Origin of the sequence: Rheinheimera riviphila, assembly GCF_004005945.1 — a bacterium.
GTDB lineage: Bacteria > Pseudomonadota > Gammaproteobacteria > Enterobacterales > Alteromonadaceae > Pararheinheimera > Pararheinheimera riviphila.
This window is the reverse complement of record NZ_SACS01000028.1, coordinates 15,929-35,626: the sequence shown is the minus strand read 5'-3', so window position 1 is coordinate 35,626 and position 19,698 is coordinate 15,929. Positions and strand designations below refer to the sequence as shown.

General features: G+C 51.4%; 20 protein-coding genes. All 20 read right to left on the bottom strand.

Going from position 1 to position 19,698, the window contains the following annotated elements:
* Nucleotides 1-7: 7 nt before the first annotated feature.
* The 20 genes from EOE67_RS18545 to EOE67_RS18450 all read right to left on the bottom strand — a co-directional run bounded on the left by EOE67_RS18545 (nt 8) and on the right by EOE67_RS18450 (nt 19,649).
* Nucleotides 8-607: a Maf family protein gene (locus EOE67_RS18545; protein ID WP_127700829.1), complete on the bottom strand. Its 600-nt coding sequence runs from the start codon at nt 605-607 to the stop codon at nt 8-10.
* Between the two features lie 14 nt (nt 608-621).
* Nucleotides 622-1,104, bottom strand: a complete 483-nt coding sequence (gene mreD / locus EOE67_RS18540) for a rod shape-determining protein MreD (protein WP_127700827.1) — start codon at nt 1,102-1,104, stop codon at nt 622-624.
* Nucleotides 1,104-1,988: a rod shape-determining protein MreC gene (gene mreC, locus EOE67_RS18535; RefSeq protein ID WP_127700825.1), complete on the bottom strand. Its 885-nt coding sequence runs from the start codon at nt 1,986-1,988 to the stop codon at nt 1,104-1,106. The genes mreD and mreC overlap by 1 nt, the downstream gene beginning before the upstream one ends.
* Nucleotides 1,989-2,013: 25 nt before the next feature.
* Nucleotides 2,014-3,057 (bottom strand): rod shape-determining protein, encoded by a 1,044-nt coding sequence (locus EOE67_RS18530; protein ID WP_068062256.1) that lies wholly within the window; start codon nt 3,055-3,057, stop codon nt 2,014-2,016.
* A 472-nt stretch (nt 3,058-3,529) separates the two neighbouring features.
* Nucleotides 3,530-6,976, bottom strand: coding sequence for a DUF6701 domain-containing protein (locus tag EOE67_RS18525; protein WP_127700823.1), 3,447 nt, complete (start codon nt 6,974-6,976; stop codon nt 3,530-3,532).
* Complete coding sequence (locus EOE67_RS18520; RefSeq protein ID WP_127700821.1) at nt 6,976-7,380, bottom strand: type II secretory pathway component; 405 nt, start codon at nt 7,378-7,380, stop codon at nt 6,976-6,978. Before EOE67_RS18520 ends, EOE67_RS18525 begins: the two co-directional genes overlap by 1 nt.
* 4 nt (nt 7,381-7,384) lie before the next feature.
* On the bottom strand, nt 7,385-8,257 hold the full coding sequence (locus tag EOE67_RS18515; protein WP_127700819.1) for a prepilin-type N-terminal cleavage/methylation domain-containing protein: 873 nt from the start codon (nt 8,255-8,257) through the stop codon (nt 7,385-7,387).
* On the bottom strand, nt 8,257-8,847 hold the full coding sequence (locus EOE67_RS18510; protein ID WP_127700817.1) for a type IV pilus modification PilV family protein: 591 nt from the start codon (nt 8,845-8,847) through the stop codon (nt 8,257-8,259). The genes EOE67_RS18515 and EOE67_RS18510 overlap by 1 nt, the downstream gene beginning before the upstream one ends.
* The gene (locus EOE67_RS21035; protein WP_127700815.1) at nt 8,841-9,320 is read right to left on the bottom strand and encodes a type II secretion system protein; all 480 of its coding nucleotides are present in this window, start codon (nt 9,318-9,320) and stop codon (nt 8,841-8,843) included. Before EOE67_RS21035 ends, EOE67_RS18510 begins: the two co-directional genes overlap by 7 nt.
* Before the next feature lie 28 nt (nt 9,321-9,348).
* Nucleotides 9,349-9,825, bottom strand: coding sequence for a pilus assembly FimT family protein (locus tag EOE67_RS21030; RefSeq protein WP_127700813.1), 477 nt, complete (start codon nt 9,823-9,825; stop codon nt 9,349-9,351).
* Between the two features lie 27 nt (nt 9,826-9,852).
* Nucleotides 9,853-10,395, bottom strand: coding sequence for a prepilin-type N-terminal cleavage/methylation domain-containing protein (locus tag EOE67_RS21025; RefSeq protein WP_276317456.1), 543 nt, complete (start codon nt 10,393-10,395; stop codon nt 9,853-9,855).
* Between the two features lie 79 nt (nt 10,396-10,474).
* Nucleotides 10,475-11,698 (bottom strand): type II secretion system F family protein, encoded by a 1,224-nt coding sequence (locus tag EOE67_RS18490; protein WP_127700811.1) that lies wholly within the window; start codon nt 11,696-11,698, stop codon nt 10,475-10,477.
* Complete coding sequence (locus EOE67_RS18485) at nt 11,698-13,431, bottom strand: GspE/PulE family protein (RefSeq protein ID WP_127700809.1); 1,734 nt, start codon at nt 13,429-13,431, stop codon at nt 11,698-11,700. Before EOE67_RS18485 ends, EOE67_RS18490 begins: the two co-directional genes overlap by 1 nt.
* 27 nt (nt 13,432-13,458) lie before the next feature.
* The gene (locus tag EOE67_RS18480; protein ID WP_127700807.1) at nt 13,459-14,439 is read right to left on the bottom strand and encodes a ribonuclease E domain-containing protein; all 981 of its coding nucleotides are present in this window, start codon (nt 14,437-14,439) and stop codon (nt 13,459-13,461) included.
* The gene (locus EOE67_RS18475; protein WP_276317455.1) at nt 14,436-15,323 is read right to left on the bottom strand and encodes an ExeA family protein; all 888 of its coding nucleotides are present in this window, start codon (nt 15,321-15,323) and stop codon (nt 14,436-14,438) included. The genes EOE67_RS18480 and EOE67_RS18475 overlap by 4 nt, the downstream gene beginning before the upstream one ends.
* The gene (gene mshL, locus EOE67_RS18470) at nt 15,323-16,996 is read right to left on the bottom strand and encodes a pilus (MSHA type) biogenesis protein MshL (RefSeq protein WP_127700806.1); all 1,674 of its coding nucleotides are present in this window, start codon (nt 16,994-16,996) and stop codon (nt 15,323-15,325) included. Before mshL ends, EOE67_RS18475 begins: the two co-directional genes overlap by 1 nt.
* 5 nt (nt 16,997-17,001) lie before the next feature.
* Nucleotides 17,002-17,343, bottom strand: a complete 342-nt coding sequence (locus EOE67_RS18465) for a hypothetical protein (RefSeq protein ID WP_127700805.1) — start codon at nt 17,341-17,343, stop codon at nt 17,002-17,004.
* Nucleotides 17,321-17,998 (bottom strand): hypothetical protein, encoded by a 678-nt coding sequence (locus EOE67_RS18460; RefSeq protein WP_127700804.1) that lies wholly within the window; start codon nt 17,996-17,998, stop codon nt 17,321-17,323. Before EOE67_RS18460 ends, EOE67_RS18465 begins: the two co-directional genes overlap by 23 nt.
* Nucleotides 17,995-18,693, bottom strand: a complete 699-nt coding sequence (locus tag EOE67_RS18455) for a hypothetical protein (protein WP_127700803.1) — start codon at nt 18,691-18,693, stop codon at nt 17,995-17,997. The genes EOE67_RS18460 and EOE67_RS18455 overlap by 4 nt, the downstream gene beginning before the upstream one ends.
* Entirely contained in the window at nt 18,690-19,649 is a 960-nt protein-coding gene (locus EOE67_RS18450; protein WP_127700802.1) for a hypothetical protein, read from the bottom strand. Before EOE67_RS18450 ends, EOE67_RS18455 begins: the two co-directional genes overlap by 4 nt.
* Between the last annotated feature and the right edge of the window lie 49 nt (nt 19,650-19,698).

Genomic DNA, 19,698 nt, shown 5'->3' with positions numbered 1-19,698 from the left:
ACAATCCTTACAGCTGTTGCAGTAACTGATCTGTTTCATATAGTGGTAAACCGACCACTGCAAAATAACTGCCGGCAATTTTCGGAATAAATCGACTGGCCAGCCCCTGAATGCCATAACCACCGGCTTTGTCGGCCGGTTCGCCGCTGCGCCAGTAATCCAGCATCTGCGCTTCGGTCAGCGCGCTAAACCAAACCTCGGTTTTCACCGTGTCGGACAGTACTCTTTCGCCAGTGACCAGTTCGCCATTGACCAGATCGCCACTCACCAACGCAATGGCGGTGTACACCTGATGTTGCCGGCCGCTTAATAAGCGCATCATCCGCAGAAAATCTGCTTGATCTGTTGGTTTGCCGAGCACTTCACCGTCAACGACGACTATGGTGTCTGCACCCAGTACCGGTAAAACCTCAGTGGCGGTCTGGGTTTGCACCTGAAAACCAGCCCGCGCCTTGCTAATCGCCAACCGCAACACATAGTCGGTGGCGATTTCACCCGGCAGCTGCGTTTCATCAACCTCAGCTTTCACCAATTCAAAGTTGACAGCCAATTGGGCTAATAATTCACGACGGCGGGGAGAGGCAGAAGCCAGAGCTATTTTTTGCATATGCGGATGATCAATCACTGTATTTTAAATTGACGCCTGGTACGACGCAAAAACCAGAAGATGTAAGGCCATACTATCATGCCCGTCAGCACCGGCCACAAATAAGCAGCGCGGAAATAAACCCCGGTCAGAAAGTGGCTGAGCCAGAACACCACCAGGTGATACAACGCCAGTAATAATCCAACCAGCAGGCTTTGCTGCAATACAGAAAAGTTACGAATTTTCAGATGGTTAGCGGCAACAACAAAGCAAATCACTGAATAGCCCAGCGCATTGACGCCAAGCACAGTGCCGACCATCACATCCACCAGAAACCCCAGCACAAAAGCGGTGCCAATATTGGTGCGATGTGGCAGCGCCAACACCCAATAACAGAGCACCAGCAAGGGCCAATCAGGCCGGAATAGTTTGACTGCCGCAGGCAATGGCATCACGTTCAGTAGCAGCGCTAACAGCAGCGTCAGATGGATATATAAAAAGCGCCAGGAATTTTGCATCAGTCCTGTCCTTGCTCAGGTGGGGTCATTTCTTCAAGAATTTTCGGGTCAATCTGACTGGTGCCTTGGTGCGGCCACACCAGTAACGCATAACGAATGCGATCCAGCTTGGCATAAGGCTCGGCCAGCACCTGTAAAAACGGTTGCCGCGCATCACGCTGCACTTTAATGATCCGAGCCACCGGGTACCCTTCCGGGAACACGCCATCGAGGCCTGAGGTTAACAAACGATCACCCACTTCCACATCGGTACTGTGCGGTAAATGAATCAGCCGCAACGCATCAGACTGACCAATACCTTCGGCCACTGCGCTTAACCCGGTGCGCTCAACCCGCACCGACATGGCATGGGTGTTATCGGCGATTAACAAAGCGCGGCTACTGGAAGGCCCGACACTGACCACCTGACCTAACACGCCCAAATCATCGATAATCGGCTGGCCGTTGGTGACACCGTCTTTGGAGCCTTTATTCAGCACAATCTGATGACTAAACGGATGGCTGTACACGGCGAGGACTTCAGCAATCAGCCGCTGACCTTCGGTGACCGGACTGGTGCCGAGTAAAGCACGCAGTTTGTCATTTTCCTGCTGCAGAAACTGCAACCGTTGTAACTGACCATTTTGTAACAGCAGCGTGTCTTTTAAGCGGCTGTTTTCTTCGATCAGCTTTTGCTGCGACATAAACTGCTCGGACGCGCCAAACACCATATCCTGCGGCATATTCGCCAAATAGAATAACGGACTAACAGTTGCGGTCAGATAAGAGCGCAATTGCACAGAGCTGTCGGTGTAATGGTCGAGGGTAATCAGCCCGACACTGCACAACAGTGCGATAAATAACCGCAACGGCAGTGAGGGGCCACGATCAAAAAAAGGTTTCATGGCGGGAACAGGCGCTCAGTGTCAGTTAGTCGTAACTGAACACATCGCCGCCGTGCACGTCGATCATTTCCAGTGCTTTACCACCGCCACGAGCAACACAGGTCAGCGGATCATCAGCAACCACCACCGGAATACCGGTTTCTTCCATCAGCAGTCGGTCTAAATCACGCAGTAACGCGCCACCACCGGTCAGCACCATGCCACGTTCAGAAATATCTGACGCCAGCTCTGGTGGAGATTGTTCCAGCGCCACCATCACCGCCGACACGATACCGGCTAATGGCTCTTGCAGGGCTTCTAGAATTTCGTTGCTGGTCATGGTGAAACTACGAGGCACACCTTCCGCCAGGTTGCGGCCGCGTACTTCAATTTCGAGGATTTCATCACTTGGGTAAGCAGAACCGATTTCGGTTTTGATCCGCTCAGCAGTCGCTTCACCAATCAGGATGCCGTAGTTACGACGAATGTAGTTGATGATGGCATCATCAAATTTGTCGCCACCGATCCGCACCGAAGACGAATACACCACGCCGTTTAACGAGATGATGGCCACTTCAGTGGTACCACCGCCGATATCCACCACCATGGAACCGGTCGCTTCTGACACTGGTAAACCAGCACCGATAGCTGCGGCCATTGGCTCGTCGATTAAGTACACTTCGCGGGCACCTGCACCCTGGGCTGATTCACGAATGGCGCGGCGTTCTACCTGGGTAGAACCGCAAGGCACACAGACCAATACTCTTGGGCTTGGACGCAGGAAACTATTGCTGTGGGCTTGTTTGATAAAATGCTGCAGCATTTTTTCGGTAACGTAGAAGTCGGCGATCACGCCGTCTTTCATTGGACGAATGGCTTTAATATTGCCAGGGGTGCGGCCTAACATCCGCTTGGCTGCGTGGCCTACAGCGGCAACGCTTTTTGGACCACCAGCACGTTCCTGGCGGATGGCGACGACTGAAGGTTCATTCAGCACGATGCCTTGGTCTTTAACATAAATCAGTGTGTTGGCTGTACCCAGATCGATGGATAAATCGTTTGAAAATAAACCGCGTAATTTTTTTAACATGAACAGAGTTAATCCTACTTTATGGGGCGCCTACTACGGTCACGTGCACCTCAAAGCCACCAGCCTGGGTCTACACACAACACGACAAAAATTGTGCGCATATTTTAAGAAACAATGCGCCAAGAAAATAGCTCTATCTTACACTTTTACAAAATTAAACCAAGAAACATATCAGGATGTAGCCCAGATACAACAATGTCTGGCTACGAATGAGAGGGAAAGTGAAAGTAAGACCAGGATGGACGGTTTAGGTTCCGATTTAAATCCAGCGCGGGCGTTTTAATCCGCGTCGATGTCGATAATTGCAGCGACTTTCACGGCGTACTGCCTTCGGCGAGTACGCCCTACGCTTAAAAATCTTTTAACATATTGTTTTAAAAGAAAAATGCCGTAGGGCGTCACTCACCGCGTCAGCGGTAGTGCGCCACAATGTGGCACACCTCAAACCGAATTCCTGAAACCAACACCACCATTAATTCTCGCGCCAAAAGATCTGCCGGTTATTGCCGCGAAAACCGCCGAATACCGCTTCCCCTGTTGGGTTTTCCAATAACGGGGCGACGCCGGGATTCCAATCGTACTGCAGCCATGGATAATCGCTCAGCTGATATTGCAATGGATATATCAGCGGATCGGGCCTTTCGACACCTGGCGGCGACAGCAATAAATCAAAAGCTGCGCTACTGCCGTTGCTAAGGTTTTTCGGGTTGCCACTCACCGTCAACACCGGATTTGTCCCGGCGCTCACCAGCAAGCGTGCTGGTGCAACCGGGCTGCAATTATCCAGGGTATTTGGCACAAATTGCTGGCCATTAAAGTATTCGGCTTTGAGCTGCACCGGCAAATTACTTTGCTCAGAGCCGAGCGCATTTACAATCTGCATCCGGCCATAACGCCATTTCGTTTCAGCATGGATCACTTTGCTAAGACAAGCCGCACCACTGCAGATGCCAGCCGCAGTGGTCAGTTGATCCTTACCAGCCAGCTCACTTCGATTCCCATCGTTATCCTTTAATTGCAGGCCAAATAACACCTGCTCAAAAGGTCCGTCAGCTGTGGCTGCGCGTAGCAATTTAAAAGGCGCGGCACTGCGTATCGACACGCCATTGTTCCAACCCATACCAACCGGAAACTGCTCAATACGCGGGGTTAAATCAGTGCCACTATTGTTGTTTTCCGCCACTAGCGATGAAGTTGCCAGCGCAAAATTCTGCCGGTAATTTTGCGTGACAATACCCTCCGCGTTCACAGCATTCACAGTCATGTTTACAGTGGCGGGTTGGGATAAATAATGAAAACTGCTGCAACTACCACTGATAATGCTCCCCTCCACCAATTCAAACCGGTCCGGCACAAAACGGCCCAGCTTTGGATTATTCATACTGCTGCCAAGATTGATCGGCATCCCCAAGTAGGTCAGATTTCCACCGGCTTGCAGATTAAAAATGCCCACTTCACTGATTTTTGTCGCCACCAGCGTGTTAGCATCAGCCTGTGCAACATGGTTATAACTGGTTGGCGTCAAGTTGCCCGTGACACCGCCTGACGGTGCCACCAGACTATGCCGCAGTGGAATTGCATTTAAGATAAACGACGGCGTCGTTGTCGTGTTATCGCAAAAATTCGTATCGCCGTCACTTTGCCAGGCGCGGGCGCTGAGGGTGGTCGTAAAGGCTTCACCGGCTTTTTTGTACACCGGGCAACCTACACTGTCAGTGGTGCAATATGTATCGGTGATGATGCAAACCCCGGCCGGTGCGCTGACAAACAAGTCTCTACCATTCATCACCAGCCCGGCGTCATTGGTCGCGGCGCTGCCGGTATATTGGGCGTGCAGATTCAGCTGACCGGCATCGGTATAATTCAGACCGATGGTGGCTTCACCACTGGCGTTAAAACTAAGGTTGAAAGACGTACTGCCAGCTAAATCCTTACCAATTGAGTTGGTCGTGGCACCATGACTTACCGTCACCGCCCGCGCCGGTGCTGGCGTTGCAGTTAATGTTGTGGGGTTCACATATTCCGACCAGAACTTCACAGTGCGGTTGACGCTGACAAAAGTCGGCGCACAAGACTGACTGCCATCACTTTTGAGGGCCCGCACCACGATGCCGCTAACCGGTTTAGCTGCCAGCTTATCTGGCACCGAAAATACCAAACCACTCTCGTCAAATTGCACCTTACAATCTGCTGCGGTCGGTGTTGCTGAGCCTTTCTGACACAAAGTGCTACTAAGAGGTTTGGTTGAGGGCACCGAGGAACTCACGCCAACAACCACACTGCCAGCGGTGGTTTTTGAAAGGGTCGCAGTCGCCGTGCCACCACTGAAATTCAGCACATTGCCGCCGGTGAGGCCAGTACCGCTGGTCCAGCCGGAAGCCGGGGTTAAAGTTGCGCTGACTGATCCTGTCACCAGCTCAGTACAAGCCGGATTTTTACAGGCCTTGATGGTAAAAGTTTCGGCTTTACAGGTTAGCGCCTGGCCGGAATAGGTAAATTCAAAATGGTCAATCTGCTCTCCAACCGGTTCGGATTTTAAAGCGCAGATTTGTACTCTGTCGAGTTCGTGGATATTGTTGGCACCGCCGGTCGAACCGGTCAGCGACAAGGCAAAGTTAGTCGGCACTGCGGCCTGGCCAGTTGCTGACAACGCATTAAAACTATTAATCAACGTCTCATAACCGCCACCGGTGTTGCGCTCGACTTTCACCATCGCCTGACCGCTAACTCTGGAATCGACGGTGACTTTGTAGCGGTGCCCGGAAACGCCATTGTTGTCGACAGCCGGTGACAAACAATTGCCATTCGTACTGGTGTTGCCATTACTACAAGTACCGGCCAGATAACGATAACCGCTACTGCCCGAACCTGAACCACGTAATACCACCGCTTGCCTGCGTCGCCCAGGAGTCCCTACGCCACCTTCAGCCGAATAATTACCATATTCGTCAAGCCCAACCCCCAGCCAACCACCGGCAAAACCAGGAATAACAGGAGGACCTGGTTTCGTGCCATAGCCTAACGGACCGCCAAAAGCGCCCGGCTGCGGCGTAATACTGGCATCCGACAGTACCACTGCCATGCCATCAGCGCCTTCACCACTGGTGCGGCCATAAGCAAATTGGTCAAATTCCACAATCACCAGATTGGCAAGACCGGGAAACAACCGTTGGTAACTGGCGGCGGTTGATTGGTTACCGTTACTTTCGGTCATCCGTAACCGGTTATTGACGATAGATGGCGTAAAAGTACCGTTGCTGCGGCTGACCGCCCAGCTGCTACTTAAACTACTGGCGCTAAAATCGTCGTTAAAACAAGTTAAGCCACCGCTACAGATCACGCCGCCTTTAAGCAGGAGCAGCGCAGTGCTATCGAAGGTCAGACTGGCATTATTGCCACCAGAAACCGGGCCTTTTGAGGTCAAACCGCCGACAATAGCATTGTTCGAGCTATTGCCTATTTCGACTGCACCTCCGACTAATATAAAACCACTAATCCTGACGTTGTTACGGATAGTGAGCGAACCGCTGACCACTAGCATTAGGTTTTGTGGCGGACCGCCCCAGTTTAAGTCGACGTTATTCTCAATAGTCAAACTGCCGTTGACGAAAATCCGCACTGTGGCACCCGTGGTCGAAACTGTGGTGTTATTTGTAATACTAGGACCGGCAGTTAGGAAATAATCACCCGGAGTCATATTAGCCGGTAGACTGTTCAGGTTCGTGGCGCCCGTGACGACGTAACAATCTGCATGCGTTGTAAAACAAGGGCCTTTCGCTGGCACCGTCGAAGTCGATTTTAAGGCTTGGGTCCAGATGTCAGTGCAGGTTTCGCCAAGCGCTGATACCTGTCCTATCCAGCAACACGACAGTATGGTCAGCCACTGGATGACCCATGCTTTGAACGCCAGCTTTTTCATCAATAAGCCTCCATCACCACAACACGGCTGCTATTAAAATCACCGGCCTGGCAGCTGCCGGTGCTGGTTAACTGGTACAGAGGCCGGGTCGGCACATCCGGATTGGTAACCTGCGAACAACTGAGGGTGGCCGTGCAACTTTGTAAACCCGGCTGATTAAAGGAAAAACTCACGGCAACTGCGGCACAGCTCTCTGTGGTGTTGAGCGGAAACAACTGTGTCAGCGCTAGCTGTAAACCCGATTGCGCAGCATTAAACGCGCGGTTGCCCTGCACTTCAATGCTGACTGATGTGCTGGAGCTAATCAGTTGCCGGCCCAGTGCCAGCAGCAATACGCTCATCAACACAATAATAAATAGCGCCATCACTAAGGAGCTACCGTTGCTGGCTTTTGGTTCACGCATGGTTTTAAGGCACATTCGGAATATGAACCTCATGATTAAAAAACAAATCCTGGCCAACATCACGCGCCGGACTAAAACGCCAGAACAGATGCAGCACCGCATTACGGTTAAGCACAGCGGCGTTGAGTAAAAAAGCCGGTTCGTCGCTTTGATTGGTAAGTCCGGTGGCAATCACATCGCCTAAACTGCCCGGTGGCGTTGGTGGCAGCGGCTGCGCCACACTAAAACCATAGCCGCTATAACGGCGTAGTTGCTGACCTACCAGACAAAAACTCACCGGACTATTCAGCAGATAAAAGCGCTTTTGTGGCGATTCGGTAATATAGGTCATCAGTTGCCCACTGATATCGTCCAGTCTGATCCGGCGGGTATTGGCGTTGCCATCGCCATCATCCATTGCAGCTTGATTTGCCGCGACCACGCCAGTGCGCGCCCACGCTAAATCATAAATATGGTCGGAATTGGTTGGATAGACACTAAGGCGTTGTCCGGTTTGCACCGTCCAACCGCTGTTGAAAGTAGTGATACCAATCCAGTTGCGCCGATCTGGATAGAGCGGTAAATCGCGGTAGACGCCACTTTGCACCAAGGGCGTAAATTCAACACAGCTGATACTATTGTCGGCGCTATTCAGCACCCGCACGCTATTCGGTACAGCGCCGCGCAGTTCCCGCACCACCCGTTCCAGCGCAAAGCGGCTTTGTTGCAAGGTTTGTTGGACTGCGGTGGCATCCACCACCATGGTTGCGCCGATGCGCAGATAGCTGGTGAGGCCGGTCGCCAGAATCCCCAGCAGCAAGATCACCACCACCAGCTCGACCAGCGTGACACCGAGCTGGCTTTTTTTCAGCTGCAAAGGCAGCGACCGCCTGCGCATCACCAGTTTCCTTTGTAACTGCTAAAGGCAATGTTATCGCCTGAAGGTAAGATCACGCTGATATCGACTCTTTTAGCGCTTTGATTGGGCAAGCCCACATCAGCACCAGCGTAGCTTACGAATACTGCTACCTGATAATTGCGATAACTGTCGGCCAGATTTTCATTCAAAATATTACTAACCGCCGCACCATCCCCACGAAAACAATGGAAATCGTCGACATCGTCATATAAATCGCGACTGGCTTCTTCGGTGGCGCTGCTCATACCATTGGCCGGACAAGCTGGCATCGCAGCAATGCAGCTGTCAGCGCCAGCTTCGTTGCAGCGCAATAAAGTGGTGCCGCGACTGGAGTTTTCATCAAAACTACGCGCCAAAATTTCGTTCATCAAACTATGACCAAGTTCAGCCGCCCGCACCTGATGCCAGGGTTCGGAACTTCGGACATACATCGGACCTAAAATACTGCTGATCATCAAAAGTGCGATGCCAAGCACCACCACGCCGACAATCAGTTCCAGCAAGGTAAAGCCTGCTTGTTTTAGGATGGTTGTTGGCGCAACTGGTGTTGCTATCTGCGGTATTAACATAAATGGATATATCCGCTGCGCTCGATGCAAATCCGCTGCTGGATGCCGTTCTGATTAAGACGTATATCGCAGCCATTGGCACAAGTACCTTGTGGCCGCCCCCAGCTGTCAAAACGCAGTAACAGCGGTAGTCCGACATCACTGCTGATCGCAGCATCGGCTTGCCAGATAATTTGTTGTGGATTTTCAGCGTCTTGAGCAAAACCGGCCGTAGCGTTACAGGCGTTGTTTTCGGCAAAGCCAGCGGCTGTATTGGTGATGACTAAAGTGGGACAGGTCGTGGTTAAATTAGCAGTATCCTGCATACTTTGCAGCTGCAACTGATGCGTTAAGGCCAGCAATTGATCCCGCTGGCCTTGTAGATTTTCATCTTCCACACTAAAAAATTTTGGCAGTACTGTGACTGCCAAAATACCCGCTATCAACATCACGACTACCAATTCTATGAGGGTAAAACCGGCGCGATAGTTCATAGCTGGGCTCACTGGCCAAAACGGCGGCTTAGCAGCCGCCGATTGACACGGTAATTACCGGTTTAGCGGTCGCCGAGGCTGCTGGAGCATAAGTAACCTGGCAAGCTGTGGTCGCAAAGTCGGCAGCACCCGCCGCAACATATGCCTTATTTTTAGCACGAATCGCGACTAACGGACCGGTTTCCAAGCTGATGTCCCATTCTGCAGTCTCAATATCAACCGCCGCCTGAACTGCCACTACAGTCGCAGCCGGATAACCATACACGATGTCAATCGCCGGGTTAGTTAAAGTCGCTGTTGCTGACGCCTGCTTGCTTGCCAATACTGCTTTACCGTACACCATTGCACCAGCTGAAGTGAGACTGCCCTTTACAGCATTTAATGTACTGACCTTGGCATCAGTACCAAAGTTTAGAAACTTCGGTGCTGCGGTGACCGCTAAAATGCCCAGAATCACGATCACGATGACCAGTTCAACGAGGGTAAAACCTTGATTACGCTTCATAAAAAAGTTCCATTTCCGCTACAATAATTATGGTTTATTCAGGTTCGTGATCACAGAACCTGATTGTGGATCATAAGTAAAACTATTATTTCCTACAGTAGTTGTCGGTGCGGTAGTTAACCCTTCTGTAGAGTGATAGATACAGTCATTTCCTGCTGCACGTACATACAAGGAGTTTGCTGGAACCAACGTAACCGCAGCTGTCGGCACTGGTTGAAAGATATCTGCAAGAATTGCCAAACAATCATTTTCATCCATACCATCATGAACACCACCACCAGTAGGAAAACCAGTACGGCCATCAACTCTGATAGTTAGTGCACCTTCATAAGTAATAGTTGCCAAATTGGCTGTACCTGCTGGACGCCCAGCAATTTCCCATTGTGCACGGGCAATACCAACAGCAGATGCAAACCCACCAGCAATCCCTTCAACTGAAGCTTTTTCAGCCTGAGAAGAGATGCCTAAAAACCGCGGTAACGCGGTCGCTGCTAATAAACCCAGAATAATAATTACAATCACTAATTCGATTAAGGTAAAACCCTGTTGCCGTTTTGACATAGATTTCATGGTATTGCTCCGCAGGAATAAAGTTTAATTGTTATATCACTAATTAATGACAGCTTTTTTGACAATTGCCAAGTTCTGTTTAACTGCCCTTTTTATAAGCGTTCAGCATGTCCCACATTGGGGTGAAAATACCCAAGGCCAGGATCAATACCATCACCGCCACAATCACAATCAGGATCGGTTCAATTTTGGCGGTCAGACTTTTTAAGTCAAACGCCACTTCCCGTTCATAAAACAGGGCTACTTCCTGCAACATATCATCGACCTGACCGGTTTCTTCACCCACCGCCAGCATTTGCATCACCAGCGGTGTGAATAAATTGCTCTGGCCGGACACCCGCACCAGACTCTCGCCGCGCTCGATATTGCGCCGCATCTCGCGGATTTTCTCCGCCATAAAATCGTTGTCGACCGCTTCCGCCACCAGGCTTAACGCCGAGGTCAGCGGCACCCCGGCGCGCAGCATCAGTGAAAAACTGCGGGCATACCGGCCCAGCGTCGCGCGGTTGATAATGTCGCCCATAATCGGCAGCCGTAATTTCAGCTTGCTCCAGCGATAACTGCCGTTTGGCGTGTGCAGATATCGATACAAAGCCACGGTGGCTACCAACAGGCTCAGCAATAAAAACGGCCAGTAATTAATAAAAAAGTTCGAAGTCGCCAGCAGCACCTGGGTCGCCCACGGCAATTCAGCGTTAAACCGGGCAAACATATTGGCAAACTGCGGAATGACAAACAGGTTCAGAATGACCATCGCCGCAACTATCGCTAACAACACAAACATCGGATAACGAGTGGCCTGTTTAATTTGTTTGCGGGTTTCCATTTCCTGTTCGAAATAATCTGACAGCTGCGAAAACGCATCATCCAGCCGACCGGTGTTCTCGCCGACATGCACAATGCTAACAATTAACCGGTTAAACACTTTTGGGTGACTGGCCATCGCCACCGATAAATTACGACCTTTTTCCAGCTGATCGGCTAAATCCGACAGCACCAATTTTAACGCTTTGGAAGCGGTACTGTCGGCCAGACCACGAATAGCACGGATAATCGGAATACCAGCCCGCATCAGCGAATACATCTGCCGCGCGAATACAATCAGCTCCATCAGGCCAACTTTCGGCTGGCTCAGACTCATCTGCCACCAGGGCGCTGATTTATCCGGAATAAGCTCAATCTGCAGCGGAATGAGCAAACGGCGGCTGAGTAAATCGGCGGCGGTGGTTTCACTACCCGCTTCAATCACGCCGTTTTGCATCTGACCGTTTTGGTCGCGCGCTGCATATCGATAGTTGGCCATCAGTTGCTGGCTCCGTCGGCTTTCATGTCATCAAGTTCCACGTATTCAGAGACTTTGATCACTTCTTCCAGCGTGGTGATGCCCTGCCGCGCATAATCCAGCGCCATACTGCCGAGGGTACGGAAACTTTCCGACTGATACGCCAGCTGCGCAAATTCTTCGCTGTCGTTGCGACGTAACGCGTCGGCCAGTGGCTTATTGATCACCAACAGTTCAAACACGCCGAGCCGACCTTTATAACCGCTGAAATTACAGGACTGACAACCACGACCTTGCCAGAATTTCAGCTCGCCTTTGGCTTTAAAATGCGCCAACCAGGTTTGTTCCAGCTCGTCGGGCTGATACGGCTGTTTGCAATGCTGACAAATCCGCCGCACTAACCGCTGCGCAACAATGGCTCTTAGCGCACTCGCTACCAGATAAGGCGCCGCGCCCATATCAATTAACCGCAAGGTGCTGGTGACCGCATCGTTGGTGTGCAAAGTCGACAACACTAAATGGCCGGTTAAGGCGCCACGCAGGCCCATTTCGGCGGTTTCCTGGTCGCGCATTTCACCGACCATCAGAATATCCGGATCTTGCCGCAAGCTGGTGCGCAGTACACCGGCGAAATCGAGGCCGATTTTATGGTTAATTTGTACCTGATTAATTCGCGGTAAGCGGTATTCCACCGGATCTTCCACCGTGATAATTTTCACTCCGGATTGGTTCAGCTCCGACAACACACCATACAACGTAGTCGTCTTGCCCGAACCGGTGGGGCCTGTGACCAATACCATGCCGTGTGGGCTTTGAATAATCCGTCGCAGTTTTTTCAGTAAATCGTCCGGCATACCGGTTTCGTCCAGCGACAATAAACCGGCCGATTGGTCTAATAACCGCATCACCACCGATTCGCCATGCTGCACCGGCATGGTCGACATCCGCACATCAATGGTGTGGCCTTTGACTTTGATCTGAAAACGGCCGTCCTGCGGCAAGCGTTTTTCGGAGATATCTAAACCAGCCATCAGTTTTAACCGCAGCACCAGCGCCGAAGCGATACCGGTTTCTTTCAGGATATTTTCCTGCAATACACCATCAACGCGCTGGCGAATGCGTAGCACTTGTTCGTCAGGTTCGATATGAATATCTGAAGCCCGCACTTGCACCGCATCTTCAAACAACGACTGCAATAACCGGACTATGGTGTTGTCTTTGTCGTTTTCTGCACTTAACGCTGTAAAATCAATGGCATCGGTGTCTTCGTATTCTTCCTGTAATTGATGCGCAATCGACTCAATTTCTTTGGTGCGCCGGTACAAATTGTTAAAAGCTTCAATCAGCTGACTTTCGCGCACCACCGCAATTTCAATAACTTTGGGTTCCAGCAACGGCGCGATTTGGTCGAGAATGGATAAATCGGCCGGATCGCTCATACCGAGCAACACCGAGTGGCCGCGATCTTCCAGCACCAAAGCACGCAACCGACGGGCGTGCACTTCCGGTAATAGCTGCGCGGCTTTCGGGTCAATCCGTAATTTGGTGATATCTAAAAACGACACATTCAGCTGCTGCGCCAAAAACTGCAGCAATTGTTCTTCCGATAAAAATGCCAAATCAATCAGGCTGGCGCCAAGTTTGCGACCCGTTTGTTTTTGTTCCGCCAGCGCGCGACCGAGCTGCTGTTCGCTGATGATGCCTTCATGCACCAGCAAATCACCCAATCGCATTTTTAAACGAGGTCTTTCCATCAATATGCTCTCAATTCGCCGCTTTAATTATTGCGCTAATCGCTGTTGAATAAATTGCCGACTGGCATTCGATAAACCGGGTAACGCAAAAGCCTGCTGATAGGCCGCCCGCGCTTCCGGTAATTGCGCCAGTTGATCATGTGCTAATGCTTTGCCAAGCCAGGCCTGCGCAAGTTGCGGTTTTAACAGCAATAATTGCTGCCAGCTGGCGAGTGCGCCTGGAAAATCCCCCAGTTGCTGCCGGGCATTGGCCTGTAATTGCCAGCTCTCAGCGCTGCTAAACTCCGGCGGAATTTGCTGTAGTAGATCTAAAGTCTGCTGCCATTGTTGTTGCTGGCTGGCCTGACGCGCCCCTTGTAAAAGTTGCTGCAGCTGTTGTAGTTGTTGTTCCCGTGCTTGCTCGGCCGCCACTACTTTTGGGTCTTGCAGCACCTTTTCGACTTGCATGCTGCTGGGTTGTTTGATGGCCGCAGTGGCTGCTGATAAATCGGGCGCTGGTGTTGCCGGATAAACTTCGCTGTCGGACTCTGGCACTGGCGTTTCGATGATTTGAGTTTCGATGATTGGTGTTGCTGCGACAGGTTCTGCTATCACAGGAGCAGCGGTTTCTTTGGTTGCCGTGATTGGCTCCGGTTGTGGCGCGGTAACCACTGCTGGCTCTGCTTCGGTTGTTACTGTCGTCACTACTGGCGGCAAAACTAAATCTGTTTTTGGTTCTGTTTTTGGCTCTGTTTTTGGTTCTGTCTGTGGCACCGAAACAGCAACTGGCACCGGCTCCTGCAACCGCGCCTGCACTAAAGGCCAAATCAACCAGCCAATAAACCCTGCCAACAACAAAAACAGCAGTGGCCGCAGCAGATTTTTGCCCGATCCAGCCGCACCATGCGCGGTACTAATCACAGAACCAGTTGCCATAGACGCAGCCGCCACTGACCCAGCCGCTAAAGCCCCGTCAGCGGCAGGTTGTTGTTTGTCGAGGTCACGCAGCATCTGATTAATAACGCTCATATCACTCCAGGTGGCATCCACCACCACACCAGCACCAGCATTGCAGCCAGCCACGGCCACCAATGCAGCGCCGGTTTTACATCTTCGGTATCCAGCACCGCCTGCCACACCTGCGACAAGCCAATACGCGCCAGCCCTTTGCCGTACCCCAGCATCAAGGCTTTATGCGCCAGAATATTCACAAGCCTTGGAATGCCTCGGCTGTAATGCCACAACGCCCACAGCGCCAGTGGCTGAAATAGCTGTTTGCTGACGCCAGCCACTTGTAATCTTGCCTGCAGATAACACTGCACTTGTGCCCGGTTCAGCACCGCCAACTGATAGGAAAAACTAATCCGCTGCCGCAATTGCCGGAACTGATAACTGGCCAGACGCCGGTCAAGCTCGGGCTGGCCAAACAACACCACCTGCAATAATTTACGCTGCTCTGTTTCCAGATTGGTTAATAACCGCAGCGCTTCCAGTGTGTCATCGGGTAACGCCTGCGCTTCATCAATCAGCAGCACCACTTGTTTTTGCTGCGATGCCAGCAGCATCAGTTGCCGTTGTAATAATTGTGCCAGCTGCGGGCCGTCGATATTGGCCGACTGCTTTAAACCCAGTTCCAGCGCCAGCGCCCATTTCAGTTCCAACGGCGACAGATTTGGGTCCGGCAGATACGCCAAAGCCCAATGTGCTGGCGCTTCTTGTAATAACTTGCGGCACAGCAGCGTTTTACCGGTGCCGACTTCGCCGGTCACCTTGATAAAACCTTCACCTTGCGCCAGCGCCACTTGCAGCACTTCCATCGCTTGTTGATGGGTTGGCAAATCAACATAAAACGCAGTATTTGGCGTCAGACCAAACGGCGCTTGTTGCATGCCAAAGTGCTGCAGATACATCATCAGCGTTGCTGCGCCCAGTCCCGCACCAGATCACCGGACTGCTGAATTTGTTGCTGCCAGACGCCACTTTCGACCACTGTGGGTTTAAGTAAAATCACCAGCTCTTTTTTCTTTTCGGTTTTGGTTTTGGACTTAAATAAATTGCCGAGCAGTGGCAGCGACGACAAGCCCGGAATACCACTTTCGCTATCGCTAATCACCGTTTGCATCAAACCACCAATCACCACAATTTCGCCGTTGCGGGCACGGATAATGGTGTCGGATTCGCGGATATTACTTTGCGCCAATGGCAGCACGATGCGATCGTCACTGAGTTGAATGGTTTTGGTTTGTTCAGCTGTTTCGGTGACCGACGGATGCACATGCAAAATAACCTGACCGTTCTGGTCAATTTGCGGCGTGACGTCGAGCGCAATCCCAGAGAAAAACGGCTGTAAGGTGACCGAAGGCGTCGAGTTTTCTACGCCGTTCGCGGAGGTCGAGGTGTTATTCGAAACATTCGTGACAAAATATTCGTCCTGGCCGACTTTGATCACCGCTTTTTGATTATTAATCGCCGTCACCCGCGGGCTCGACAGCACCTGGGCATCGCCCTGCGTTTCCAGCAGGCTGATCACACCACTAAAATCGACATTCTGAAAAGCAATGGTGGTCAGGCCGCCAATTTGCTGGCTGACTTCATTGCCAAAACTACCGGCGCCGGTGTTAATCCGAAAATCGGTCGAACCGATATTGGCCAGCGCGTTTTGCCAGTTGATGCCTTGCTGGTAATCGTCGCTTAAAGTGACTTCAATAATCTTGGCTTCCAGCACTACCTGGCGCTGTAAATGTTGTTCGGACTGAGTTAAAAACGCCCGCACCGCAGCAATTTCATCGGGCATACCGCGCACTGTCACTAACCCAGCTTGTGGTGAAACTACCACCGCGCGTTGCTCGCCGCCACCTAAAATACCGGTGACCGCTTTTTCCAAATCTTTCCAGAAATCGGTGGTGCTGCCGCTTTGAATAGTGCTGCCATTAAACTGTTGTTGCTGATTTTGCTGACCGTTTTGCTGGCCGTTTTGATTGTTGCTCTGGTTACTATTTTGATTGTTTTGACCATTCTGGTTCGAGCGATTGTTCTGGTTGCCGCTATTTTGATTGTCCTGCGACACGCCACCGGAATTCACCGCAATCGACGACAGCCCGACCCGTTGCATCAGCAGATAATTCACCGCAATCGTTTCAGTGCGCAGGCCCGCCGGATAAATCTGGTACACATTGCCGGTCAGCCGTACATCAAAACCGTACATCTGTTGAATGACCTGCAACACTTCCGGCAAGGTCACTTGTTTCAGTTGCAGACTAATTTGGCCCTGCACCGATGGGTGCACCATCACGCTGTAGTCCGAATCCAGCACTAAGGACGCAAAAAACTCTGACAATTCAACATTGAGCGCCGACACGTTAAAACGCGGCTGCAGTAAATCTGCGCGCTGCGGTGGCAGTGGACTTAACAAGTCATCCTGGACTGCGGCAGGCACTTGCAATGGCTGTTGTGCGGGTGCGGCCTGCTGCATTTTTTCAAGTTCAGCCTGAGTATTGCGGGCGGCTTTGGGCTCCTGCAATGCCTGACAGGCACTGAGTAACGGCAGCGACATGGTCATCAATAAAAGAGATTTTTTCAGCATCATTTTCGCTACTTCGTTGTGGTTGTTGTTTGAAAAAGATTCAGCAGCAGGCTGCGGTCACCCTGCATCAGGGTCACCTGACTGGCACTGATGCTGCGGACTTGATAAGCCCCGATTTTTTCACCAGCTTTCAGCCATTGCCCGTTGATCAAAGCCTGCTGGCGCGAACCCTGCGATCGGATCATGCTGAGCTTTGGCAATACCGGTGCTGCGGTCTGCGTTGTTCCCGCGGTGGTTGACAGCTGTAACTGCACTTCAGGTTGCGTTGGATCAGCCGCCAGCACCACCGGTGCCAGCAGCAATGCAGTCAGAGCCAGCAGCCACAGCTTAAATTTTAAGATAACTGTCATATTCACTTACCGTTTCCAGTTCCAGTTGCAACTCTGCTTGTGGATATTCTTTCACCTGATAATCCAGCGTGCGCCAGTGCAATTGCCAGGGCAGTTGTTCTAAGCGTTGCAGCAATTGTTGTAAGCCAGCGTAATGGCCAGCGAAAGTCAGTGTGGTGCCGTGGCGGTAAAGCAGCGGCTTGTCCTTGGATGCATTGCCATCAGCGGCTACGGTATTCACAGCTCCCGGCAACATCACCGCTTTCGCTGGTAAATTCTCCAGCGCAATCAAGCGGATATTTTGTTGCTGGTTCAGCACATCCTGCAGCAACTGCACCATTTGTTCGCCGCTAATATAACGACCGGTCACGCTGCGGATTTGATTCAGTAACTGCTGTTCTGTCGCCAGCATGCTGTCGATATTTTGCTGTACCTGTTGATCCGGATTGACGCTTAACGCCTGCTGCACTTCATCGATCTGCTGCTGCAAACCAACAATTTGCTGCAAACTGCTGCGATTTTGCTGTTTCAGCTGCACATGCATCTGCCATAACGGCTGCACCAGATATAACGCGCCTAGCCACAACAGCAATAACGCCGAACCGTAACCAATCAGGTAACGTTCGCGCAGCTGCAGCTTTAAAAAGCGCTCGGAATATTGTTGCCACTGGCTCATGGCTGACCTCCGCTGGCTGGTGTTGTTGGAGTTGCTTGTGTTGATTGTGTTGTTGCCGGTGCTGTTGTTGGTGATATCACAGGCGCCTGCAACAAGGTTTCTTCAGCCAGCAAAGCAGGCCGCGCGCTAACGTCAAAACTTAAATAAGGCGCTTGTGTTAAAGGTTGCAGTTTCACCCCATCAAAACTTTGGCCCTGCAATAACGCATTTTTGCCAAGTGCCTGTAACCATTGTGGTAATAGCTGGCTGTCTTTGACCACGCCGCTAAATTGTTGCTGCTGGCCAAGCTGAAAACTGGTCAGCCAGATGCCGGGTAAATCAATGGCCGCCAGATGACTGAGCACCTGCGAATATTGGGGAGGGGTTTTACTGATTTCCTGTTTGAGGTAACTCAATAGCTGTTGTTTTTGACCGATGCTTTGTTGCAGCTGCTGCGCTTGCTGTTGCAACATCAGCGATGGCTGCCGACCGGACAGGCTTGTTTGGTACACTTCCAGCTCTTTGAGTTTATTTTGTACTTGTTTACCCACCAAATCAGCTTGTTGGCGTTGCTGCAACAGTTGCTGGTAATTCCACAGGCCACCCACCGTCAATAATACTAAAACCGCACCGACCAGCCAGGCCACCTGCTTTAACGGCATTTTTTCCAGTCGCGGCTGTAACACCACCTGATATAAATTCACCCGAAGCTTCATAACGCCGCTCCTGTGACTGCCGCTACCGGCTGATTCAGTTCCAGCGCCCCGGCGACCGTGAGCCAATAATCCTGTTGTTCTGCTTTATTTAAACCCGGCAGCAGCGCCGATAAATCCAGCGCGCGCACTTGCACAAAACCGTTATCGGCGAAGTATTTGACGATGGCCGGCAATTCATTCGTGGCAATCTGAAACAGAATTTCTTTCACCGGTGCCTGGCGCTGCTGACCTTCAAAATAATCCAGCGACCGTTGTACTTCGAGTAACAGATTATCCAGCATACCTTGCGATAATTCGGTCATACCGTATTGGTCAATGCGATTAAAACCACGCAGACGACGGGAAAAATACAAAGCGCCCTGCCGGATAATCTGCAGCATCAGTTCTTGCCCCGGCTGATGCACAATCAGCATCACGGCAGCATTTTGGATTGGCAGTAAATTACGTGGCAACCATTCTTCCGGTTGAATGTTCACCAGTTGCACTTTTCGCCGCTGCAATTCACGGCATAGCTCCAGCAAACTACTTTTCGCCGTCACCACCACGTTAATGCGGGCGGTCTGTTGCGCTGCTTGTTCTGGTAAATCGAGGTAATCCAATAACATATCATCAACGGCGACCGAGGTCAGCTCGCGGGCTAGCCATGGCAACGCCTGTAACATTTCAGCTTCCGGCACCGCCGGTTTATCCAGTTGGATCAACTGATAACGTTCGGCGGACAGCACCAGGCACAGCGGCACTGAACCGCTAAGTTCACCCGCCAGTTGGCTAGCAGCTTGCGCCAGACTTTTGTCCGGTGATAACAGCAGAGTTTCTACTTTTTCAACCCGATACGGATGCGTGTGCAACACCACCAGTTTTAAACTGTCGGCTTGCAGATGGAGCGCAGCGATGGCTGCACTGTTGGAATCGCCACCTGTGGTGCGCTTAAATACTTTGGCAAGTGTCTGGATCATCTTGTAGCCCCGAGACCAATACCCTTCATCCTTGAACGCAACCTCAATG